23 protein-coding genes are annotated in these 23,503 nt (G+C 44.4%); 8 read left to right on the top strand and 15 right to left on the bottom strand.

Annotation, left to right across the window (positions count from 1 at the left end; genetic code table 11):
- Positions 1-141 precede the first annotated feature (141 nt).
- From cydX to ACXAER_RS11330, 4 genes are all read right to left on the bottom strand, one after another.
- Entirely contained in the window at positions 142-255 is a 114-nt protein-coding gene (cydX, locus tag ACXAER_RS11345) for a cytochrome bd-I oxidase subunit CydX (RefSeq protein WP_012519975.1), read from the bottom strand.
- A 10-nt stretch (positions 256-265) separates the two neighbouring features.
- Positions 266-1,402, bottom strand: a complete 1,137-nt coding sequence (gene cydB / locus ACXAER_RS11340; RefSeq protein ID WP_334049932.1) for a cytochrome d ubiquinol oxidase subunit II — start codon at positions 1,400-1,402, stop codon at positions 266-268.
- Positions 1,399-2,979, bottom strand: coding sequence for a cytochrome ubiquinol oxidase subunit I (locus tag ACXAER_RS11335; protein WP_474829298.1), 1,581 nt, complete (start codon positions 2,977-2,979; stop codon positions 1,399-1,401). The genes cydB and ACXAER_RS11335 overlap by 4 nt, the downstream gene beginning before the upstream one ends.
- A gap of 369 nt (positions 2,980-3,348) precedes the next feature.
- The gene (locus ACXAER_RS11330; protein ID WP_474829296.1) at positions 3,349-3,951 is read right to left on the bottom strand and encodes a Tll0287-like domain-containing protein; all 603 of its coding nucleotides are present in this window, start codon (positions 3,949-3,951) and stop codon (positions 3,349-3,351) included.
- Between the two features lie 151 nt (positions 3,952-4,102).
- Between ACXAER_RS11330 and ACXAER_RS11325 the strand changes: the two genes are divergently transcribed.
- The 3 genes from ACXAER_RS11325 to ACXAER_RS11315 all read left to right on the top strand — a co-directional run bounded on the left by ACXAER_RS11325 (position 4,103) and on the right by ACXAER_RS11315 (position 8,082).
- Positions 4,103-5,425, top strand: coding sequence for a sigma-54 interaction domain-containing protein (locus tag ACXAER_RS11325; protein ID WP_474830570.1), 1,323 nt, complete (start codon positions 4,103-4,105; stop codon positions 5,423-5,425).
- Positions 5,426-5,487: 62 nt separating this feature from the next.
- On the top strand, positions 5,488-5,898 hold the full coding sequence (locus ACXAER_RS11320) for a hypothetical protein (RefSeq protein ID WP_474829294.1): 411 nt from the start codon (positions 5,488-5,490) through the stop codon (positions 5,896-5,898).
- A 69-nt stretch (positions 5,899-5,967) separates the two neighbouring features.
- Positions 5,968-8,082, top strand: coding sequence for a TonB-dependent receptor plug domain-containing protein (locus ACXAER_RS11315; RefSeq protein ID WP_474829292.1), 2,115 nt, complete (start codon positions 5,968-5,970; stop codon positions 8,080-8,082).
- 85 nt (positions 8,083-8,167) lie between these two features.
- Here ACXAER_RS11315 and ACXAER_RS11310 read toward each other — a convergent pair whose 3' ends face one another.
- Entirely contained in the window at positions 8,168-8,938 is a 771-nt protein-coding gene (locus tag ACXAER_RS11310) for a sulfite exporter TauE/SafE family protein (RefSeq protein WP_474829290.1), read from the bottom strand.
- Positions 8,939-9,054: 116 nt separating this feature from the next.
- On the opposite strand from ACXAER_RS11310, the gene ACXAER_RS11305 reads away from it, so the two are divergent.
- On the top strand, positions 9,055-9,231 hold the full coding sequence (locus ACXAER_RS11305; protein ID WP_269918435.1) for a hypothetical protein: 177 nt from the start codon (positions 9,055-9,057) through the stop codon (positions 9,229-9,231).
- 321 nt (positions 9,232-9,552) lie between these two features.
- The gene (locus ACXAER_RS11300) at positions 9,553-9,975 is read left to right on the top strand and encodes a YybH family protein (protein WP_474829287.1); all 423 of its coding nucleotides are present in this window, start codon (positions 9,553-9,555) and stop codon (positions 9,973-9,975) included.
- Between the two features lie 224 nt (positions 9,976-10,199).
- Here the strand turns inward: ACXAER_RS11300 and ACXAER_RS11295 are convergent, their stop codons facing one another.
- On the bottom strand, positions 10,200-10,352 hold the full coding sequence (locus ACXAER_RS11295; RefSeq protein WP_474829285.1) for a hypothetical protein: 153 nt from the start codon (positions 10,350-10,352) through the stop codon (positions 10,200-10,202).
- 9 nt (positions 10,353-10,361) lie between these two features.
- Here ACXAER_RS11295 and ACXAER_RS11290 point away from each other — a divergent pair, with 9 nt between their 5' ends.
- Both ACXAER_RS11290 and ACXAER_RS11285 read left to right on the top strand, forming a co-directional pair.
- A complete protein-coding gene (locus ACXAER_RS11290) occupies positions 10,362-10,538 on the top strand; it encodes a GTP cyclohydrolase, FolE2/MptA family (protein ID WP_474829283.1) in 177 nt (58 codons plus the stop codon).
- A 62-nt stretch (positions 10,539-10,600) separates the two neighbouring features.
- Positions 10,601-11,398 carry a 5'-nucleotidase, lipoprotein e(P4) family gene (locus tag ACXAER_RS11285; protein ID WP_474829281.1) on the top strand — a complete coding sequence of 266 codons (798 nt, stop codon included), beginning with the start codon at positions 10,601-10,603 and terminating at the stop codon, positions 11,396-11,398.
- Positions 11,399-11,630: 232 nt separating this feature from the next.
- Here ACXAER_RS11285 and ACXAER_RS11280 read toward each other — a convergent pair whose 3' ends face one another.
- Positions 11,631-12,212, bottom strand: a complete 582-nt coding sequence (locus tag ACXAER_RS11280) for a DUF3299 domain-containing protein (protein ID WP_474829279.1) — start codon at positions 12,210-12,212, stop codon at positions 11,631-11,633.
- A gap of 191 nt (positions 12,213-12,403) precedes the next feature.
- Here ACXAER_RS11280 and ACXAER_RS11275 point away from each other — a divergent pair, with 191 nt between their 5' ends.
- Complete coding sequence (locus ACXAER_RS11275; RefSeq protein ID WP_474829277.1) at positions 12,404-14,278, top strand: tetratricopeptide repeat-containing diguanylate cyclase; 1,875 nt, start codon at positions 12,404-12,406, stop codon at positions 14,276-14,278.
- Between the two features lie 73 nt (positions 14,279-14,351).
- On the opposite strand, the gene ACXAER_RS11270 is transcribed toward ACXAER_RS11275, so the two are convergent.
- The 8 genes from ACXAER_RS11270 to ACXAER_RS11235 all read right to left on the bottom strand — a co-directional run bounded on the left by ACXAER_RS11270 (position 14,352) and on the right by ACXAER_RS11235 (position 23,498).
- Complete coding sequence (locus ACXAER_RS11270; RefSeq protein WP_474829275.1) at positions 14,352-15,329, bottom strand: AgmX/PglI C-terminal domain-containing protein; 978 nt, start codon at positions 15,327-15,329, stop codon at positions 14,352-14,354.
- Entirely contained in the window at positions 15,322-15,861 is a 540-nt protein-coding gene (locus ACXAER_RS11265; protein WP_474829273.1) for an ExbD/TolR family protein, read from the bottom strand. Before ACXAER_RS11265 ends, ACXAER_RS11270 begins: the two co-directional genes overlap by 8 nt.
- The gene (locus ACXAER_RS11260) at positions 15,858-16,442 is read right to left on the bottom strand and encodes an ExbD/TolR family protein (protein WP_474829271.1); all 585 of its coding nucleotides are present in this window, start codon (positions 16,440-16,442) and stop codon (positions 15,858-15,860) included. The genes ACXAER_RS11265 and ACXAER_RS11260 overlap by 4 nt, the downstream gene beginning before the upstream one ends.
- Positions 16,443-16,448: 6 nt before the next feature.
- Positions 16,449-17,114, bottom strand: a complete 666-nt coding sequence (locus tag ACXAER_RS11255) for a MotA/TolQ/ExbB proton channel family protein (protein WP_474829269.1) — start codon at positions 17,112-17,114, stop codon at positions 16,449-16,451.
- 116 nt (positions 17,115-17,230) lie between these two features.
- Positions 17,231-17,578, bottom strand: coding sequence for a hypothetical protein (locus tag ACXAER_RS11250; protein WP_474829267.1), 348 nt, complete (start codon positions 17,576-17,578; stop codon positions 17,231-17,233).
- A 1-nt stretch (position 17,579) separates the two neighbouring features.
- Positions 17,580-18,392 carry a tetratricopeptide repeat protein gene (locus ACXAER_RS11245; protein WP_474829265.1) on the bottom strand — a complete coding sequence of 271 codons (813 nt, stop codon included), beginning with the start codon at positions 18,390-18,392 and terminating at the stop codon, positions 17,580-17,582.
- Positions 18,379-21,342, bottom strand: a complete 2,964-nt coding sequence (locus tag ACXAER_RS11240) for a tetratricopeptide repeat protein (RefSeq protein ID WP_474830568.1) — start codon at positions 21,340-21,342, stop codon at positions 18,379-18,381. Before ACXAER_RS11240 ends, ACXAER_RS11245 begins: the two co-directional genes overlap by 14 nt.
- Complete coding sequence (locus tag ACXAER_RS11235) at positions 21,342-23,498, bottom strand: hypothetical protein (RefSeq protein WP_474829263.1); 2,157 nt, start codon at positions 23,496-23,498, stop codon at positions 21,342-21,344. Before ACXAER_RS11235 ends, ACXAER_RS11240 begins: the two co-directional genes overlap by 1 nt.
- Positions 23,499-23,503 lie beyond the last annotated feature (5 nt).

Here is a 23,503-nt window from a genome sequence, read left to right as displayed (position 1 = left end):
CCTTTTCTTTAATCACTGTTCGTATCTATCTTTCTCGTTATTTGATTTCTTTTTCACCCTCTTCGAAGGGGTGGTGGGTTGGCCGCAAAGCCCCCTTTGACGGGTTCACGGCGTGTTCTTGCGGCCAGCCTACTTCCATTTCTACTCTTGATCTTCCGGTCTATCCATATTTTCTGTAGCTTCTAACCACATGGCGTTGATAATGCCGAAAGAGCACGCCAGTAAAACACCTAATATCCAAGCGAAATACCACATAAATATCTCCTTAATAGATAGTGTGAGATTGGTCGAGGTCATCATTTTTGATGCGACCACGCATCACGTAAAAGCTATAAGCGGTGTAGCTAAGTACAATGGGTACAAAGATACAGGCAACAATGAACATAACGTTCAGCGTCATGTGACTAGACGTTGCATCCCATACGGTAAGGCTAGCTTCTGGCATTGTGATGCTAGGCATTAGGAACGGGAACATTGAAAAGCCCGCAGTTAAAATTACACCCGTGATAAACAGTGCACTTGATACGAACGCCATACCCGGATTGCCTTTCTTAGAGAAGAACGCGCAGGCAAGACCAGCTACTACACCTAATACGGGGGCTGCCACCATGAAAGGATATTTGCTGTAATTGCTCATCCAAGCACCCGCTTCAATAGCTACCTCTTTCTTAAGCGGGTTCGATGTGGCAATAGTGTCTACCGCAGAGGTAATCACAAAGCCATCTAAGCCAAATGCTACCCAAAAACCTGCAATAACAAACAAGGCTACGCCTACAAGGCTCAATACCACTGATACGGCGCGGGCTCTAACTTCAATAAAACCATCAGTTTTCATTTGTAACCAGGTTGCACCGTGGTTAAGTAAAATAGCTACTGACAGTAATCCGCTCACTAAGGCAAAAGGCGTCAGCAAACCAAAGAACGAACCTGTATAGGTTGATTTAAGGGTGCTATCTAGCTCGAAAGGCACACCTAATAGCAGGTTACCAAACGCCACACCAAAGATGAGCGACGGAATAATGCCACCAGCAAATAGCGCCCAGTCCCAGGCTTTGCGCCACTGTGGGTTAGGTAATTTACTGCGGTAATCAAAACCAATAGGACGCATCCAGAGGGCAATTAACGTTAGCGCTAAAGCAAGGTAGAAACCTGAAAACGCCGTAGCATAAATCATTGGCCACGCCGCAAAAATGGCGCCACCAGCGGTAATAAACCACACCTGATTTCCGTCCCAGTGAGGTCCAACAGTGTTAATCATCACACGACGTTCTTTGTCATTTTTCCCGATAAGGGTAAGCAAAGCGCCCACTCCTAAATCGAAGCCGTCAGTGACGGCGAACCCAATTAGCAGCACGCCAACTAAGCACCACCAAATGACGCGTAACAGTTCATAATCAATCATGCTTTTGCTCCTTGCTCATCAAGGTCAATAAGATCAAGCTCAGTTTCAGTCTTTGTATCTTCCGGAGGCACAGGACCTTTCTTCGCGAATTTTTTCATTAGGTAAAAGCCAATGATGAACATTGCTGTGTAGAAGACGGTATAGGCAACAATAGTGATTACCACATCGCTAATCGCCAAGTTAGACACTGAGGTATGCACCGGCAATACTTCTGCAATAGACCATGGCTGACGACCATATTCAGCAACGAACCAGCCTGCTTCACACGCCACCCAAGGAAGTGGTAAACCATAAAGAGCGCCTCTTAGTAGCCAGCGAGGCTTGGTGATTTTATGTTTTGTACTGTAATAAAATGCGCACAAGAACAGAGCAAGCATAATGAAACCTGCAGCAACCATGATTCGGAAACTCCAAAATAGCGGGGCCACCGGAGGAACGCTGTAGTCAACGGCTTGTTGAATGGCCGTTTCTGATGGGTTTGATACATCGTCTGTGTAGGGCTCAAGCAGCATGGCGTAGCCAAGACTGTCTTTGTTGGCTTCAAAGGCTGCGCGCTGCTCAGCTGTTGCGGTACCATTTCTTACATCATCAAGCACTTCATAAGCTTTAATGCCGCTTAAAATACGCTCGCGATTCTCTTCTTTAAGATCCTTAATACCTTTCACTTCTTCGGTTAACGAACGGGTTGCAATGATGCCCATTGCCCACGGAATCTGAAGGGCGTATTCGGTTTCCTCTTTCTCATCGTTAGGTATACCAAAAACAGTGAACGGTGCTGGCGCGGGATGCGTTTCATATTCAGCTTCCACAGCAGCTAATTTCACTTTTTGCACGTCACCCAGTTCATAGCCACTTTCGTCACCTAAAACAATAACTGACAAAGTTGAAGCTAAGCCAAAGCTGGCTGCAATCGCAAACGAGCGACGGGCAAACGCAATATGCTTATGGTTTAGTAAGTAGTAGCTAGAGATTGCCAACACAAACATTGCGCCGGTCACGTAGCCTGCTGAAACTGTATGAACGAACTTAACCTGAGCTACAGGGTTAAAAATAACGTCAGCGAAGCTGGTCATTTCCATACGCATTGCTTCAAAGTTAAATTCAGCACCTACTGGATACTGCATCCAGCCATTAGCGATTAGGATCCAAAGCGCTGAGAAGTTAGAACCAATAGCAACTAACCAAGTAGCCATAAGGTGCTTCACCTTAGACATTTTGTCCCAGCCAAAAAAGAACAGGCCCACGAAGGTAGACTCCAAGAAGAAAGCCATAAGCCCTTCAATAGCCAGAGGCGCGCCAAAGATATCGCCAACATAGTGGGAATAGTATGACCAGTTCATGCCGAACTGGAATTCCATGGTTAAGCCTGTGGCTACCCCAATGGCAAAGTTAATACCAAACAGCTTTCCCCAAAACTGGGTCATTTGCTTGTATATCTCTTTACCTGTCATCACATAGACCGACTCCATGATGGCAAGTAAAAAGCTTAGCCCTAGTGTTAAGGGTACAAAAATAAAGTGGAACATCGCAGTTAATGCAAATTGCCACCGCGATAGTTCTATTAACGTATCGCTCATGGGTTATCTCCCTTGTCTCTTTTGCGCGATAAGCGCTTGACCTTAAATAAATTTATTGGTTATTCAGTGGTTATCACGTGAACATTCATCACAGCTAGAGCATGGTTTGTGCCATACATCACTTTTCTCGTTAATCTGAACTAACAACTGATGAATGACAGTCTATTCGTACTGTGCAGGACAATTATTCCATGACGAAAAGTTGCGCACTTTGATCCATCGCAAGGATTCGATACGATCACCGCGCCAATTTTGTCACTTTCAATGACAAAATTGACACATATAAAAAAAGGAGGGGGCGTCATAGCCTTGTTTAATAGGTTGAGAAGAGAGCTTTTGCTTCAGCTAATACAAAATTAACTGAAGTTGTTACTGTGGCGAATAGGTCAGTGTGAACGCGCCGCGCAATTCACCAAGTTCAAACCCAGTGGCCTCATCCTTAGGGTAATGTTTTAAAATGGTATCCTTTACTGAAGGTGCAACTTGGCCACCGTGGCACGCCATGCAAACTTGACCTTGTTGAATAGCCATCATGTACCGGAATTCGCCACTGTCGCTGTCATACTTAGAGGTATCCATAGGCATAGACGGCTGTTTACCCTCTAGCTTAGCCTTTTCCAATAGAGAGGTGAAAAGGGCTAGCTGTTCGCGCTCCCACTCGTCTGGCGCGTTATTCGGGTTTCTCACTTTTAGCGCAGTACGCCCTACTTCCCACCCATTTTGGCTAAGCCCCTCGGCGATAGGCTCGGCAGCCAACTGACACTCTTCTACACCCGCTTCTAAACCACCAGACTGAATTGCCTGTTTTAGCCTAGATTTAAGCGCTCCACCAAGTGCTTTAGCGTGAACTCTTGCCTGCTTCACTTTTGTTTGTACTTCGCTGTCAGCTAGCTCGTTGGTTTGTGCATTAGCGAAAGGGCAACCGGCGCTTACGGCTACCCCCAACGCAATTAAAAAGGTGCGTTTTTTCATTGTGTAACTCTCCTATTGACGGACGTATTTGCACTCAGGCATTGTGATTCAACTAAAACAATCAACAAGCTCTATGCCAATATGTTAAGTTGGCAAGATAAAAGTAGCATTAACTAATACGCTGACAATGAACATATCAATTGTACAAGCAATGATAGATGCAATAGACAAACCCGCTATTTTCATCAATCAAAACTACATTATTGAGGCGGTCAATGCGCCTTACAGAGATACTTACCCTGTCGATATCAAGCTCGGTTATAGCACCTGTTATCAGGTATCTCATCGAAACAATAAGCCCTGTGACCAATGCGGCGAGCAGTGCCCTATGCAGGAAAGTAAAAAGTCGGGCCGAGCAGCTAGTGTGGTGCATATCCATACCACCAGCGAGGGCCAAAGCTACTGTGACATTCTGATGCGACCTATCTTCGACGGTCACGGGGATTTAATAGGTTATCTGGAAATTCTAGATAAGCTTGCCTTTGCGTCTAACCGCCCCTCTGCTGGAAAAATGATTGGCGAGTCAGAAGCATTCAAAACGATGCTGAATAAAATTAACCGCGCTGCAAACTCAGATATATCTGTTTTACTGTTTGGTGAAACCGGAACTGGGAAAGAACTGGTGTCTCAGGCTCTGCACTCAAGTAGCCATCGCGCTGAAAAACCTTTTGTTGTGATTGAATGTACCGGGTTGTCTGATGCGTTGCTTGAAAGTGAGTTATTCGGCTATGAAAAAGGCGCTTTCACCGGCGCGACCACCAATAAAAAAGGACTGGTAGAGGCGGCAGAGGGTGGCACTCTATTTTTCGACGAAGTAGGCGATATTCCCCTCGCCATGCAGGTTAAACTACTTCGGCTTTTTGAAACACAGACTTACCGCCCTGTGGGAAGCGTAGTTTCGAAGAAGGCCAACTTCCGTTTGGTGTGTGCATCGCATAAAAATTTAAAGCAAATGGTAGAAAAGGGGGAATTCAGGCGTGACCTTTACTATCGAATTGCTGGCTTTCCTATCAATCTTCCGTCCTTACGAGAGAGAAAGTCAGATATTGCGCTAATTGCAACGCACTTTTTGGCCCAGTCCCACGAAAAAAAGCGTTTCCATAAAAAAGCCCTCGAAAAATTAAGCAGCTACGCCTTTCCGGGTAATATTCGCGAGTTGCGCAACATCGTTGACCAAGCTGTATTACTTGCCGATGAGAGCGTGATCTACGAGTCGGATCTTCCCGTGTTAGACGAGTTCAACGACGAGAATAACGCTTCAATGGAGGGTAAAGATGATCAATACCCACTAACAACAAGCGGAGTTAATCTTGGCAAGGGTATTATGACTCTCGACGAGGTAGAAGATGTCTATCTTGCTCAGGTAGCAAGCTCCTTTAAAGGCGATATAAACAGCCTCGCGGACGCGCTAGGCGTAAGTACCCGCACACTTTACCGAAAGCTTAAAAAGGCCGGAGTTAAAGAACTTAATTAAAATGTGGAAACATTCGTCCATCGCACGCTATGATAAAGACGCGCAACGTAAAAAGATAAACAATGTCGATTAAACACCTGACAGCCTTAACCCTCTGCCTTTGTATGCTTTTGCAAAATGCATTAGCACTGGGCCTTGCTTCGCATACCATGCAGCATGCCCGTGGGTTGGTGGGTGATGACATTGAGCTTATCTGTACTGGCAAAACCATGCGCTATATATCGGTAAGCGCAACAGAGCTTGAAGGTGAGTTTGTATTTATAAGCCCAGAACTACTAAAAGCACCTGTTGAGCACGTAGATTGTACCAACGGCACGTTGGCCGACCTTCCTCAAATGGACAACGTACCTGTAGATGCGTTAGTAGTGATATCCCTTGTGCGCTATCGCGCCTTGGCGTCTCGCCTTGCAGCAGCACCCTACACATCTTTTGCCTTTGCGGCTCCGCCAGGTCGCGCTCCACCTCTCGCATAACAACGCCTAAAACACACTTAACACGCATGGTTTAACCGTGCACACGTTCGTTTATTTAATGGAATTGTTATGAAGTATTCTTTACTGGCATTCGCTGTTACAGCTGCCTGCACATCTGCACACGTTTATGCAAACACATCTGAGTTCATTGATAGCGCTTCAACAGAAGTGATTACAGTGATTGGTTCTTCGCTCAATAATGTAAAAGAAATAGAGCGAGAAGCAGTAACTGCCGCAACCAATATAGACGCGGACTTTGGCGATCAGTTAGCACTGCTACCCGGAGTCTCTATCTCGCGAAATGGCCCGGTTACAGGCCTCATTCAATATCGAGGCTTGTTTGGCGATAGAGTGGGTGTATCCGTTGACGGGGTCGACATCGCTGGCGCTGGCCCTAATTCAATGGACTCGCCATTATCTCACGTACTGCCAGAGCCTGGGCTTACCGCTACTTTATATCGCGGCATTGTACCTGTGAGTGCTGGCGTACAAACGCTAGGCGGCAAACTTCGTATTAACGCCGATGCGGTATCCCTTTTTGCTTTAGGAAACGGCATTACTGGCAGTGTAAACGCCAGTTTGATTGCCCCGGGTAGCGGGCACCAGTATCAGGGCAATGTACTTTACAAAACTGACCAAGCTTTCGTTAGCGGCGCGTTTATGCATCAGCAGCGTGATGAGCGAGAATCGGGTGATAACACCGTTATACCCAATAGCCACTACCAAAGAAATGGCGGTAAATTTAGACTTGGCTATGAATGGGGAAAACACCAATTTGACGCTAGCTACCAACAGCTAAATACGAATGAAAGTGGTACGCCCGCCCTTGCTATGGATATAGGTTTTATTGATGCAGCATGGTACCGAGTCGGTTATCGCTATAACGCCGGTGAAGCTGAGTACTTTGCTATGAAATGGTTTGGCAACAGTAACCAACATGCCATGGATAACTTTTCCCAGCGCATGATAATGTCTGAGAGCATGGCGCGCGAGAACAACGCTGACGCTATCGCGCAAGGGCTAGATGCAAAATACGTTATGCCATTAGATAGTGGCGAGTTAGAACTGGGCGCTTACCTACACCACACCCGAAATAACTCTGTTATTACTAACCCTAACAACGGCATGTTCTTTGTAGATAATTTTACTAATGCAGAAAGAGATACCGCGAGTGTTTATGCTCAGTGGACGATAAACAAAGATACATATTCATCTACGCTAGGTACGCGGTATACCCGGGTTAGTATGGATGCTGGAGAAGCAGGGTCTAACATGGTTATGATGAACCCTGCAATTGCTACGTTAGTCAGTAATTTTAATACCGCTGAGCGTGACGAAAACTACAACATGTTAGATATCGCCGCGACTACCCGATACCATGCGAGCGACTCGCTTGATATCGTACTTGGCATTTCTCAGAAAAATCGTGCCCCTACCTATTTCGAGCGCTACACCTGGCTACCGCTTGGTATTTCCGGGGGTATGGCCGACGGATTTAATTACATTGGTAACCTTGAATTAGACAATGAAACCGCGCGCAAAATAGAGGTAGGAACTGATTACAACTATGAAAGTTGGACCATATCACCCCGCTTTTTCTATCAAGATATAGAGGATTACATCACAGGCTCACCGAGTACGAATATGGCGGCGAACATGGTATCTACCATGATGGCTGGTACTGAGCCGTTTCAGTGGACGAATACCGATGCTGTTATCAAGGGTGCCGACATCACGGTGCAAGGCCAGCTTACCGATGCCTTGAGTTTACGTGCAGTAGCCACTATCCAGCATGGCAATCGTGATGACATTGACGATGCCTTATTCCGTATTGCGCCCGAGCATTTAACAACAACAGTTCAGTGGAATACCCAGGTATTTGATGCGCCGCTTCAAATGCAGTTTACGTCTGAATTAGCCGGCGCACAAAACCACGTTTCAGCTCTGCAAAATGAAGCATCTACAGCAGGGTATGGGTTGGTTCACATTACTGGGCTTGTAACGCTTCTTGATAGTGGGCACTCAAACCTTCAGGTAACAGCGACTATTCATAATCTGTTTGATAAGCAGTACGCACCACATACTGCGGGAATTAACCGCGTAATGAATACTGATGTGGAAGTGGGGGAGCGAGTACCTGGTGCTGGGCGCGAGTGGCATTTGTCGTTAAGCTATCGATTCTAAATAGTAGAAAGAAAGCGAGAAACTATTGGAAATATACGTATTGGGCTTGAGAGACACGTCTCTTAAGCTCCTGTTTTTTTCCCAGTTAAAGTAAACTCACTAAGGCCTGCCATAGCAAGCGCAGGGCCAACAAGGTCACTACAATCTTGAACGCCAGCATAAACTTATCGGCCGGCACACGCTTTAACACTTTGAGCCCGAAAAATGTACCGAGCGCACCACTGGCAATCATAATAATGATAAGCCCTGCCCACTGCGCAAAAGAAAACCCTACAAAGGTAAAAACAAACGCTTTGAGACCGTGTTGCAGTGTCATACAGCTGGCAAACGTGCCGGTTATCTGCATTTTGCTGTAATTATTTCGGTGTACAAATGCCGCCACCAAAGGCCCTGTGGCACCTACAAACATTGAAACCAAGGTGGTCACCAACCCCGCCAACGTTCTACCCGCGGGCCTCATTTCTTGTGCTTTGGGTTTATTCCCCCACACTAAAAATAAAATGAATGCGGCAACTGCAAACTGAATGATAACGAGCGGCAGCTGAACCACAATAAACGACGCTAAGAAAGCGCCGACGATTGCGCCTAGAGAAAAATATTTCAGCATATTCCAGTCGATATGCTTCGCCGTCATTAGTGCACGGTTCCCATTAGAACCAAGCTGCACTAAGCCATGAACTGGGATCAGCGCACTAACCGGCATAGTGCTGGCCATTACTGCCAGTAATAAGACCCCGCCACCAATACCCAGCGTTGCTGTCATCATAGACGTAAAGAAGGAGGTAACAACAAGTACTACTGATGATGACATCGACAACGTATCGTTGGCCGTTAGCCAGCTAAAAATCAACTCCAAGACTCAAACTCCACCTTAATTTATGACACTGTTTTCGCGGTTTTAGTGATCAAAACACCACACAACATCGTTTAAATATCATACAAAGCTACTTGTGTCGCGTTAGGTTATTTATCATGCCTTCTATTAGTTATTTAAACAAAGCACTTCAAATAATATGCGACAAGCACAGCACAAAAGACGCCAAGCTTGTTGCCAGGCAAATTCTCCATAACAGTGGCTTTACTGATGAAGATATCTATAACTGTTTAAAGCAGGGCTCGATTATTCGCATAACCATATTTGAAGCCTAAACTAGCATCGAACCCAATTCTAACCGCTTGCTCACCCACCCGCATGAGTCTAATTTGTTCACATAAAAAACACGTTGACTTTCTCTTTGGTGCGCAGGATACTCAGGTCATTAAATACTCACTAGCATCACACTGTGTTTAAACACTATGTCTAAAAACACGACTACACATACTGCTTTTTCAGCCTCTGCGCTGATTATTATTCTCGCTATTCTAAGGAATGGGCGGGTTAGCTAGTGCGTAAATAGAATTCACTAAACCCGCCGCAAAGGCGGGTTTTTTATTGGCTCGTCTTGCGGTAAAAATAACGGAACGACAGCCATGAACAATCCAATATCTCACGTGTTACAACAGTTACATGACGCAGTAAACCGCGGCGATCAAAACGCCTTATCCCAATGTTATACAAGCGATGCAAAAGTGGTCGCTACCCCTATGTCCAGCTCAACGCAAAGCCAGACTACTGAAGAGCATGCTACGCAACGCGACTGCGTTAACGCCTTACTTAAATTTCAAAAGAAATTCATGCCCGACCATTTTGTAACAACCGGAGATGAACGGGTTATACAAGCCGGTGACGTAGCACTAGTCGTCGCCAAGCTTTATCTTGTTCCTAAAACCACGCCCAACGCCCTACCCTGCGAGGGCAAGCGCGCCGTTTACGTTCTGCAAAGAGATGGGAGTGGTGAATGGCGCTGTGTCATCGACAACTTCTTCGGTACTGACTTGTTAGATTTTGCGTGATTCTCTTTAATCCACAAGATCAGAGTCAAAAGCGGATGTAGGTAAATTGGGGCCAGACGATTTCTTAAATAAGGTACAGAAGGAGTGAGAGTTCAGCTAAACAAAAATTGAGTGAGTGTAAAATGGGTATGAAAGATTCACAAAAATAGGGGCATATTGCTATGCCCCTAGTTATCATCTCCGATCTAAATGCTTGTTAGCGTTTTGCAGAGCACTACATCTGATTAGTGGTCGTGATCGTGGTGCTCGTGTTCTTCAGCAATACCTAGCCATACTACACCTGCAGGATCAAAATCCAGTTCAAGCAAGGTTTCCGTGGTCTCGGTTTCCAAATCAACAGCAAGGATAGCTTGCGCAACAGGGTCAACAACAAACAAGGCTTCTTCATGTTGCTATGCCGCAATGCTGAAAACTTGATGTTTGTAGAAGATTCGGTAGGGCGACTGCATGAAGCGTTAAGTACGTATTACCAAGCTACCTATTTTCGTGTAAAAGTAGAACATCAAGAAAGTCTGCATGCACACGACGCCATTGCTGAATTATCAGGCCCAGTTCACAGATAAATTCAGACATAATTTGGGTGTTGAAACCGGTAGGCAGAAGAAACAATAAAAGGAAAATAACATTGTTATCTCTTAACAAGCTCTCTTACATCAGTAAAGCGGCGTGCATTGGCGCTGCAGTATCAGCTATTGCGGCGTGCTCGTCTACGCCATCAACCCCGCTTGCTGGTGTAAAATCACACACTCTGTCAAATGCCGTGATATACCAAACCAGCAGCAAAGAGTACCCTGTTCTTTCAAGTTTTGTGTATGGCCAAGCTATTTCAGCGCTACCTACGCGTTTTGCTAATGGCGATGTTGTGGTGATGGATGTTGATGAAACCGTGCTAGACAATAGCACCTATCAAAAAGAACGGGAAAGTGCGGGCTTGGGATATTCTTCACAAAGCTGGGCCGAATGGGTAAAACGTGAAGAAGCCACACTTGTGCCAGGCGTCGCTGGTTTTATCAACGAGGTTGTTGCGCGAAATGGCAAGGTGGCGCTTATTACCAATCGCGATAAAACACTTGATAACCACACGTGGAATAATCTTTTGGCACAAGGTTTACCGCTGACCACCAGCAATACCTGCGTAGTTGGCCGCACTACTGAAGACAAAGAAGCGGTAGGCCAAGAAGGTATGGTTAATGACAAAGACTTGCGCAGAATGCAGCTTACCCAGGGCAAAATCGCATGTTCGAATACGTCTAAAGACGCGACGTCTACGTGGGCTGTGCCTCACACTATTATCATGCAAATTGGCGACAACATTGAAGATGTGGGCGGCGTAACCCAAGAATCTGCCAACGTTGAGTTGCTCATGCCACGAGTGGGCACAGAGATTTTTATTTTGCCCAACCCCATGTACGGTTCTTGGTAGCTTATTATAAAAGTAGAATCAACGAACGTTTTAAGCTTAGCCACTTCTCGCTTTCTGTCGACATTGAGCGAAATGAGTGGCTCCTTAGCTGCCGCTAAATGCTGTCGCATCATGGGGTGCTGAAAGCCAAACTGCATGTTTCCCATACCTGCGTGTAGTTCACACGCAGTACTATGAAATGCTAGAAGACTTGATAAAACAGTAGCTGCAACGACTGTTTTTTTCATATCAGTTACTCCTCGTAAAGCGCGAAGCTGTCTAGCACTAACGAATAGGCAGATGTACCTAGTGCGCTTTCGTGGTTGTCTATTTTTACCGTGCCTTCAAACCAATAAGGGTCGTACAAGTTCTCAATTGCAATGCCTTCTTTGTATTCAACATACAAAATTTGATTTGGCGGCGGTGGCGGCATGTGTAAGCAAGCCCCAAAATACGGTACAACGAAAAAGGCGGTGGCTTTTTGTTCTTCGTTTTGCTCTAAAGGTACAATAAAGCCGGGGATGCGGATGGCTTTACCATCAAATCCATCTATCACCCGAGTAGATACTAACGCTTGTTGGTATCGCTGCGCTTGCTCGTCTTCTAGCTGCCTTGATGCAAAGTCATCAATGGAATCAGCGGCAGACCCGTCAGCAATATCGTTTAAAAACTCAGGCCTGTTTAAAAGCGCGCTCAAATCATCCTCGGGCATAAGGGCAACCCAGTCAATTTCTTCGTAATTGGCGGCTTGGGTTAAGTTTAACGCGCTAACTAACATTAGTAGTGTCGCAATTAAACCAAGTTTAACGCTAGGAAGCGTGACAAAAAATTTCACAAAGATGCCCCGTCAAAGAAACAAAAATACGTTATAACATAATATATCTTAATAAAGTAAATTTTACGTTTATCTACCCACATTGTTGATTGAGCCCTTCATAACAAGAAACTCAGCTCAATATTGTCGAAGCTCGAAAAGAGTGACTATATTTTAGTGAATGGAGTTTTTATAAATAGGCGCATAGTTGAATGACTAGAACTGGACTTTTTGTCACAAGTGTATTGCTCACCCTTCTCGCGTTAAAGCCCGCCTACGCTGCTACAAATCAAATCAACCCTGCACCAAACGATGAAGTTATAGCCAGTATCAAAGCGCTACATCGAGCACCCGAAAAAGAAATGGCTAGATTAAAGTCGCTGCTTGATTCAAATCAGTTCTCTCCAAAACGTCATGAATGGGTATACCTTTATGCCTTAGGTAAAGAAAAACAGGGCGAATATGATGAAGCTTTAGCACTCGCAGAGAAATGCATAAGCGATGTTTACGCTAGTAGGCTAATGCAGCAACGCGCAAAATTGCTCAAAGCCAAAATACTTTCACGCAAAGGCGAAATACAAGAATCGATTAGCTTGCTCAACGCCGTTAAGCAGTGGTCTATGAACCACGGCGTAATACAATTGAATATTGGCGTATTAATGACACTAGGTACTACTTTTGAAAATATTGAAGAACCTAAGCTTGCTCTTGATAACTATCTCTCCGCTTATGAATTAGCTACACAGTTCAAGACACAAGTCCCTACCTCTCATATTGCTGGTCTGATAGGCACTATTTATTTGCAGCAGTCTAAATTCGAAGAAGCAAAAGCATATTTAAACGAAGCTTATGAATTTGCGGTTAAAAAGAAAAACACTGTTAATCAAAGTCGGGTAGCAGAAAAGCTTGCTCGAACAGAGCTAGGGCTTTCAAACTTTAAAGCCTCCGCGCGCTTTTTTGAATTAGCCATAGAGATTGCAAGAAAAAACAATAACTCCCTCCTGCTAGCCAAAGCCCTACTCGGCAAAGGGGAAATGTTGTTAGCGCAAGGGAATACCTCTGAGGCAGCCAGCGCCGCTCGCCTTTTATTTGAAGAAGCAAGCGACCTAGCCCGTGATTTAGACTCTACTACTATTTACTTTAACTCGCTTATAGCACTTTCTCGTCTGGCGCTGTCCAGCGGAGACAAAACAGAGGCATTAGAGATGGTTAGGCTTGCAGAAGAGGTAATAGCGAGCGCAGAAGCAGGCGTTGCCCATTTGGAAGCCGCTTATCTTAAACTGTCTATTCTTGAAAGGTTTGGTAACGAGCAAGATACGATAGACGCACTCAAGCAATACATTGAATTAAATAAGAAAATAACCGAATCACTAGATAAGTCGCGTGTGCAAATAATTCGAACGCTTTACGAACTAGACGAAATTCAGGCAGAAAATAGCGACTTAAAAGCTATCACTCAATTACAAGAAGAAAAGCTTGCGCTTAACCAGCAACGAAATTTTTTATTAGCTGTAATCACTGGGTTATGTCTAATACTTAGCTTACTACTGTTTTTACTCTACATTAAGCGTGCGCGTTACCAGAAAAGATTAGAACGGCTTGCTACTACCGATGCATTAACCCGCTTTTATAACCGGGTCAAAATTCTAGAGTTACTGGAAGGATCTCTCGCCACCTTTGAAGCGGCTAACGAAAAATTTTACGTAGTAATGTTAGACATCGATTTCTTCAAATCTATCAATGATAACTATGGTCACAAAATGGGCGATGATGCATTGCGCCTATTCGCGAGCACTGCGCGACAGCTTTTTACTAAACACGTCGATATGGGCAGGTTAGGAGGTGAAGAGTTTCTGTTTATATTCCATTGCGCTAAAGAAGACCAAATTTACAAACAGCTTGATCGCTTCCGTCAGACGCTAAAAATAGCCTCTGCCAGTCAACTCTGTGCAGACATTAAATTAACATTCTCAGCAGGATTAAAAGTAATTGAGTCACCGCAAAGCACTACTGCCATTTTAGAAGATACAGACAGAGCCCTTTATGAAGCGAAAGAAACAGGCAGAGATAAAACAGCTGTAGTTTAATGTTTATAATGTGATAGACATCAATGGGAAAAAACTAAGGCCAGAGCGAAAGCTAGGCCTTAATTCTATAAGGTTAAAACGGTAGAAAATTAAATGCGTATTCAAGTTTAGTCTGAGCCACGTCAGCAGCACCGAAGTTAATCATACGAATGCGTGCTAGAAGCTTATTCTCAAGCGCTTCATCTTCTAATTCGCTACTTACCAATGTAACCGAAGACAGACTTCCACTAGGTTCTATCGTTAAGCTAACCGTCACTTTACCTTCTAGGTCAGGGTTTTGACGGAGCGCTCTTCGATAAAGGGCGTAAACGGCACCTTTATTTGCATCTAATACTTTGCGTATTTGCTCTATGTCTCTGTTACCAATCACTTGAGATTCAACTTCGATGCGCTTGGCAGCGAGAGATGCGGCACCCTCCTCAGGCGCAGTGAACTCTGTAGTGCGACGCCCTTCTAGCTCACCTTTAGCCCCAATATTTTGACTAATACTCGCGTTTTTTAAACTGCCAGACGTTGGCGTAGCAATCTGTTTACCTATCCGCTTTCTGCTGGTTTGCTCTTGTTCACCTGCACCTTCAATGGTTTTCGTGTTGGCCACATTTGCTAGGTTGATATCGCTTCGCATGCTGGCTAAATCATCTGAAAATGCCAATAACCCGGTCTGCTTTGCGTTTTCCCGTGCTTCAGCCACTTTTTCTTCTTTCGTCTTTTCCACCGGAACAGGTCTGGGCTTTTTAACCGCAGGCTGAACTTTCTTAACAGGCTGCTGTGGCTTAGGCTTTATCTCCTCTTTTGGCTGTTCAACCTTAGGTTGTGGCTTAGGTTTCACTTCAGGAGGCGGTGGCAACGGTTTTGGCTTTAGTATGCGAGCAAGTTGAGGCGGTAACGTCTCTTTCTCTTCGCGGGTTTGCTCAGGTAGTTGAACCCAATTAATAACCAAAGCAAAAACAACAGCAATAATAAGACAACCATAGGTTATTTTACTGAAAAGTCTGTTCTCTTGTTCGCTCGACGACCAAGGCAATTGAGTTTGAAAATAGATGCTACTCATCACCGCCCTCCTTCGTCATGATTTGCTCTACTGCTAAAGATACATCTGTATAGCCAGCTTCTGCACAGGTATACATAATTCTTTTTAATAACGCATACGGCACAGACTGATCGCCCATCACAGTGATCGCTCGAGCTATTGGGCCGTCACTATCTTGTGTATCCGAAAGCGTATCACGCCCCTTTTCATCAGCTTTTTTCGCACGGTAGTTTAGCTCTTCTAATAGTGAGGTAATTGTACTTTCTTGGTTTTCTAAGACATCACTCACAGCCGCGACTTTATTACCCTGCAGCACGATATCTTCGTTGTTAACAAGAATAAGCAATGTTTCTTTAGCAGGCTTTTCGCTCACTGCTTCAGGCAAAGTTACCGACTTATGGTTATCTAGCACTTGGACATCGGACGCATTCAGCATTAAAAAAAACACAAGAATGGTAAATATATCCATTAACGATACGAGGCTAAGTTTTGCTTGTTGACTATGGCGCTTGTGATTTCGAGCCATGCGCTTGGCTTGCACAGATTGTTTCACAACGCCCCCTCAGCACTAGAAGACGAAGTATCTCCGTTTACCGCCCACTCTATACGAGACATGTCTTCAGGCACCTCGGCGAATGAAACATCAGGAAATAGCTCTGCATCTACTACTGACGCAGCAACAACGTCTTTGTAAGAACGTGTTTTTTCTAATAATGTTACAATAGTCTGATAATTTACATCATCTTCAATCATTAAGACGATGTCACTTTTTTCAGTTCCTTTTGCCAATAAGGTTTGCTTCAACTGCTTAAGGACTAATTGAATTCCATCCCAATCTTGATTTACTCGGTCCTGCTCCGTATTTTTCATCACTGGCAGCTGCTGCACTAGATAACCCGCAGGGAAGTAAATTGCACTACCTTGTGAAGTTACCACCAATTCGATTTGCTGACTTTCAATACTTGCCCCGTCGCCAAGCGCTTCTAACCCAGGTAGTTTTAACTCAACTACGGTTATGCGAGAAAATACCATCATCATGAGTAGAACTGGTACCAACACAATCATCAAGTTAAGAAACGAGGTAATATCCAGTTCTGCGTCAGGCTTTCTCAGGCGTTTACGTTTGCCTAACATGATTATTTACTCATCTGTATCGCGACTAAGTGACGCTACTGCTTTTTTTGCCATAAGTGCATTAAGGCACTTCACGCCAGCCATCTCCATACTGTCTACAATCTCGGTAGTTTTAGATTGAAGCACTGAGTGGAAGCCCAGCAGTGGTATGGCAGCAATCAAGCCAAAAGCAGTGGTATTCATGGCAATTGAAATGCTTTGCGACAACAGACTGGCTTTTTCAGAAGGGTCTGCGTTTGCTACTGCTGAGAATGCTGCGATTAAGCCAATGATGGTCCCCAATAGACCAAGCAAGGTAGAAATGTTAGCCAGGGTGCCTAAGTACGGTGTGCGCTTCTCAAGGCGGGGAATAGTTTCCATTAACCCTTCTTCCATTGCATACTCGATATCTTCCCGACGGGGGCTGACTTGAAGGCGAGCAATGCCGGCCCCAATAACACGACTGATGGGAGCTTTTCCTTGCTCACCCAAACGACGAACCTGATCGTATTGCTGGCTGCTTAAAAGCGGCTCTAGTTCGGCAAAAGCACGTTTATTTGTGCGCTTCGCTGCGCTTAAGAAAAAGTAACGCTCAAGAGCAATGGCGATTCCAATTGCTAGCACGATAGCAATTGGAAACATAAAAGGGCCACCTTCTTGAAAAAAGCGAACGACTACTTCGAAGACTTGCATGGTTTTTCCTCTCTAAAATGACAGCGGTAACTTCACCGCTATTTTTATTGTTGTTTTAACTTATTCTAGGAAGGGAAAGGTTATCTCTATTCCCACATCCTTGATGGAATCAATACCTATTTGTCAGCCTGATTAATTGGCAAATTCTTTTTAGGCCCCGTCGTACTAATTTGCTTCGACAACGCGACTTTGCGCAAAAACTGCTTTCGCTCCAACGGTTTTAGTTTGCTATTCTTCGGCTTCCACGACAGGGTGCCTTCTATATCGCGATGTTCCGGCAATTGCCAAGGTACAATACTGATAACACGGGGTTGCTCTTTGTCACCGCGGATCGTCGCTTCTAAACGCAAAGATTCATCAGTTTGCGTTTTTTCTTGCTCTGCGCTTTTAAGCAACCCCGAAAACATAACAGTCGAAGCAAAAACTAAAAACATAAGTGGCTTTTTAAAATTCGGCTTAGTCATTTCAGCTTTCCTCGTCAATTGCGGGCAACTGGCGTCTTAAATCGGCTATCCATCTTGCTATTTCTTTCGACGCTTTCTTGTCAACCTCACCAATTAAGGGGTTGTTAACTAATGCTGCATACTTTTCGTAATTTCTAAGCGCCTTCTCTTTTTTACCCATATACAAATCGTACAAGATGCCCAAATTGTAATAGGTGACTGGATTCCCAGGCCACGCATCAATAGCCTCTAAATAAAAACGCTCTGCTTTAGTAAACTGACCTTCTTCTCTGGCCATTACGCCTAGTCGATTCAACGCTAAGTAATTATTTTCATTTTGCTTTCGCGCCAACTCATAATACAAACCTGCATCTTTGAGCTGAGCAAGTTGTATAGCTATATCACCACGCAACACGTAAATAGATGAAGGAACGTCAGCAGTATTAGACGCTTTTAAATCTTCAAAAAGTGCTTCAATCAGCACTTTGGCCTCTTCATGATTACCTTGTTGGTATAACAACAAGGCACCATCAAGCTTTGCTTGATGTTCTGCAAAAAGCGTAAGTTTCGTCAACTTGTAACGATTAGTGTGCTGCCTTAATGCAAGCGCTTCTTGCTGTAAACTAGTGAGGGCATCTTGGGGCTTGCTTTCTTTTAGCGTATCTTCCTTTGATAAATTTTCAGAACCACTCGCATTTTTATCTTCCGCAACTTGATCGCTTTGTTCATTTGAAAAAATAGGTAAAGATAAGCTGCTACATCCAGTTAAAGCCAGCGCAATTAGCGTGCTAAATAGCCATACTTTCAAAGTTGAAATACGGTTAGAAGGTTTCAATGTTTATCTCCTCACGTATTTCGTTTTTCCGATAGCGATTTGGGTAAAGCTCTGCCAGTGCATTGAAGCTCTCTTCCACCCACTTGTCATAAATACCATCCCAACTTCTTTTAGCGTTGATTTCATATACCTGAATTGCTTGCTCTTCGAAGGGATATGCTTGCTCTTCTAGCAATAAATCGTATTGTTCTAATTCCAATGCATTGAGCTCAGAGGGGCGCTCTGAACTCATCAAATCTCTTGCAAGCGTTCGATACAAGCCACCAAGCTGATGATTGGCAATAGTAGCGTAATCACGAACTCCGTAAGCAAGAACCTTATTATGTGCATCTACCGCTTTGACAAGGGTGCTGCGCTTTTCAGCGAGGCTTTTCTTTAAAGGTTGAGTGAGTTTCTGTTGTTCAAAAACATATTTTGCATCATCAGCAAATACCATTGCGGCCATTGCGGCGAGTGTTTTAGAGCGCAGTGTAGCCTTATCTCCTGCGCTATCATGTGACTTGATAAGCTTATCTAACCAATAGCGTCGTTTACCGCTCTCTTTACTTTCAAGATAAAACTGACTCATAGTAAACCGCGCTTCTGTAGCTAATTCGAAGGGCTCTGGATAGGTATGAGCATACGCGCGATAAGCAGGCAGAGAGGAAGCGCGGTTTCCGGCTTTCTCGTAATAAACTGCTGATTGATATAATGCCTCTCGCCCTGTTTCGCTTTGTTTATTTTGTTTCCAAATAGCTTGCAACATGTCAGCCGCGCGCTTCCATTGCCTGGTTTCTTCATAAACATAGAGTCTTTTCTCATCAATTGAGTCGGCAAGTTCGTGACCGGCAAAGCGAGTGGCAAAATCATCTAAAAGCACTTGAGCTTCTTCAAAGCGTGACTCAGCAATTAAATAATTCGCCGCGTCATATTGTGCGTTCACACGAACGTCTACGTCCGGGGTTTTCGCTATTATTCGCTCTAAGTGAGAAATAGCTAACGCAAGATCTCCACTTTTAACAGCATTTTCTGCCTGTTTATACATGCTTATTGCATAATTTCGAGTAAGTGCGTCAAAACCTGTATCTTGCTTGGCCATTCGCTGCAATAGGTTCGCATAGGCCAGCTCCGATGATTTAAAACGCGACAGCCCAAACAAAGCGTGTGCCTCTACGAGTTCTGCTGAATGTTTTATTTCTAACTTAACCGACGCATGCTGAGCTTCTGGAGGAGACAGCAACCATTGACTGAATTTGAGCGCTTCCTCAAATCTGCCTTCTTCAAAATAAGCTTGCATCACGGTTTGAGTCACTTTTACTGCTCTTGAGTCAAGTTCGAAAGTATTAATAAACCGTATTTGACTCTCTCGTTGCTGTTCTAGCAACTCACGCTTTTTATCACTGCTTGTGTAGGTAGAAGACGATAACATTTTCACGTATGACAACAGGGCTGCGTACGCTCCGTCACCAGCCAAAGCGTGGGAATGATACTCATAGGCAAATTGTTCGTAATGAAGAATTGCTTTACTAAATTGTTCTGATTCAAAGTAACTTTCGGCTAAGTTAAACTCCATCTCAGGCCGTAAATCATCATGAGGAAATGTGGTGATAAATTCAGTGTAAAATCTTGCTGCTCTGCCATACGCGATATCTGCTTGTCTATCTAACGACGCATCATCTAGATTACGCAAGGCCTCAGGTAACAATTTTCGTCTTTGTGATTGAGACAACTGTTGAGCTAAACTATGCTCTGTTTGTGCAAGCTCTTGTAAATAATCATACAAATAAAGCTTCGCCCTCTCTCTACATACCGAACATAGCTCATCAAGTACCCCTTGCTCCTTGCCAAAAGCGTCAATGAAGCCCGCTTTAGCCCTTACCACCTCGCTAGGGAAATCCCCTAAGATAAACGCGTCAATGTGTTTAACGTAGAAAGGAACCGCTTCTCTATGCATGGGGTAAGCAGTAGCAAATGCTAAATACGCTTCACTGGCATCAATAAACCTGTCGTTATCAAGATGCTGTTGAGCCAACTCATCAAAAACCAAATGTCGATAGGTCGCTTCGTCTTTATTTTCATAAAAAGCCACAACGGCTTTGCCATTACCGCGATACGAAAACAGTGAGGCCATAAGCCTTAAACTATCTTTAACTAATTTCTGCTGCCCTTTTGAAAGTAAAGCTAAATCTGATGATTTCGCTTTTTCAATTTTTTCAATTTCAAGATAAAGAAAACTTGCAGAAAGCATATTATCGAAGGCGACTAGAGCTGCATCATAATCTTCTAAATTATAATAAGCCCACCCTTGCATGTAAGATGACATCCCGTAAAACGGGTTGTCTTTACCGTATTTAATGACTTGGTCATAGACTACTGCCGCTCCGCTGTAATTTCCTTCACTATAAAAAGCTTCCCCTAGCCTAAACCAAGCTTCAGGCGCGTGAGATGATTCAGGAAATGTTTCTAATAGCTCCCCCAACATTTCTACGCTTTGCTCTCCCTGTGCATTTAAATCGTATGCTCGAGATAGTTGGTACATCATCGCTTCTTTTGACGGGTCATCAGGATAATTGGCAAGGACCTTTTCATACGCTTTTATCGCCTCGGTGTACACAGCCGTGTTGCTAAGCACATCTCCGGTCGATTGCTTTTCTTCGGCTAGTAACATCTCGACATCAGCTAGCCTGAGATCTAACTGACGAGCCAGGCCCTCATCGTCAAGCCTATTAACCAGTTGGGCATAACCATTGCGAATTTCACTCAAGCCAAGTGGCTGAAGCTTGGTTGGCGTCACTTCAATGGGTTGAATAGGTAACTCTGCAAGTAATGCACTTTCTGTTCTTTTTTCCGCATCCTCTTGCTGTTCATTAAATGTAAAAGAGCACCCACAAAGAAATAATAAAAGTGCACTAGTCCAATATTTTTTAGCAGGAAACAAGCTAAAGTTGCTCAAACTACAACCAAAATTCATCACTCTCCCCCCGATTTGTTTGAACGGCTAGAGGGCGAGGGTGTTTTAATGTTCATATCTCTTAACTGCAACATGGCTAACTTACTTTGTGCGCGTTGCTGTGTCAGATATGCCCTTCTTTCTGTAATAACCATTTGAGCAGTCAATGTTAGGGAGTTTTCTAACGATGCAATAAGACTGCGCGTTGAGTACAAGTGTTCTTCTATTCGCCTCTGGACTGAAGAGACTCTCTCACGTTGGGCTTCGGTTAAACTCGGTTTATTAAGAAGCGCGTCAAAGTTAATCTGTGCTTCAACAGCCTGATTCAACAACTCACCGACTTCCTCTAGCGCACGCTGACTTTGCCAACGCACTTTTTGATACTGTTCCGCTAATTGCCAAATCAAAGCCCCTTTTAATCTCGCCAGACGGGCACTGTAACTGGGGCGCATGCTGCGCTCTTGCGTCAATCTTAACAAGCGCGCTTCGCTGCGTTCGAGTCTGGTATACCATTCGTGCTGCTCAGCGGTGGCAAAGGTAAGCAAAGCATTCAGCCACTCGCTATCGTCTTTTGTTTTTAATTGACCTGTTTGGTCTACACGAACGGTGAGTTCTTGGTAAGTGAAAGCAAGCGAATTTAAACGGCCTTCAATATCACTGGAACTGGCATTGTGCGAACGTAAGGCGTGAGTCTTATCGCGTTCCTCTAATAAATTCGAGTAAATCGCAGCGTCTGCTAGCTGTAACCTTAACTCGTGTTCAATGTTGTAAAGTTCAAGCAGCTGCTCAAGCTTGTCTTGTTCACCACTGGCTTGATTTACGATAATTTCAGCCAACAAATCATGTTGAGACAATGGCCACAATGTATCCCAACTAACCGCTTTTAAAGGCGCTTCCTCACCATTGGCCTCTATTTCCTCGCTTATCACTTTTGCCCCTTTCGCAACAGCCTTCCAATAGCCATCGGTGGATATTTTTAAGGTTAAGTCATCAAGTTGGCTAATAGCGATTTCTAATTTGTTTACCAATTGATTGAGGGTGTCGTAGGCTTGTACTTCTCCCCCTTTTTGCGCGTAGCCATATGCAAGTGCGTGGATTGCTTGAAGAGTAAACAAGTTAGTTTCTTGCTTAGAAAGGAAATCCCAAACACCAAGAGCAAGCGGCCAATCGTTACTTTGAGCTAGCCCCCAGCCATAATGCAATAGCGCTTCGTCTCTAAGCAGCGCTTGCCCATTCTCGGCAAATGTATGCTGAATATTAGCGGAACGGTCTCCGCTTGAATCAGTACCCGATACCAAAGCTCGCGTATTTATCTTATCAAATGCGCGAAGTGCTTCCTCTTGTCGCTCTAAGTCTAACAACATTTGCCCTTCGGCTAGCAGCACTTGGTTGAGTAAAGCTCGAGTTTCACTTTCCTCGACACCGTCATCAATATTGTCGTGCCACCAGCTAAACCAAGACATCCAGCCGCTATTATCAACTGCGGAACCACTATTCTCACCTAGAACTAGCTTTAACTCCTCAAGAATATGATGAGCTTCCAACACATTATCCTTAAAATACGCATCTATCGCGCGATTGTATTGTAAGTAGTGTCGCGTAATGTGGCCTTGAGGTAGAGCATCAACATAAGTAGCAATATCACTACCGCCCATGGCAAGCACACCTTGCGCTGCTTCGTAGTTCAATTCAAACCACTGTGCTGGCGTGATTAAGTCATATATGTCAGCATCCATAGCGTTTACAGCATTGGAAAAAGCGGTATGTGCTTTCAGCCCCTCATTCACCCTTTGGTGAGAAAAGCTCAATCGTGCTAACCAATACCACGCTAACGGGCGATTATTTTCCAGTAACGAATTGGCTTGTGCGGAAAGGTTCTCTTGGGCTAACTTGGGCATGCCATAGCCTAACTGCACACCGCCTTCTAACAGCGTGATTTTTTGTAGCTGTGCTTCCTCTAGCCCCTTTTGTTTTGCAACTGCCATTCGTCCCAAGGTTGTCAGAGGGTCGTCAACATAAAGTGAATATACGGCTTCGCCAAAATGCACATCATTCAAGCGCTGGCGTTGTATTTTTATATCTTGACTCGTCATTCCGTTGTCTACGACACTCAGAGCCGCCTGAGGCGTAAACACAATAAGCGCAGCCAGCAATAATCTAGGGCTATATAGCTTCATGTAAC

The organism is Alteromonas sp. AWJ4_199 (assembly GCF_056159165.1).
The sequence above is the reverse complement of the archived record's forward strand: the minus strand, read 5'-3'. Positions and strand labels throughout refer to the sequence as shown.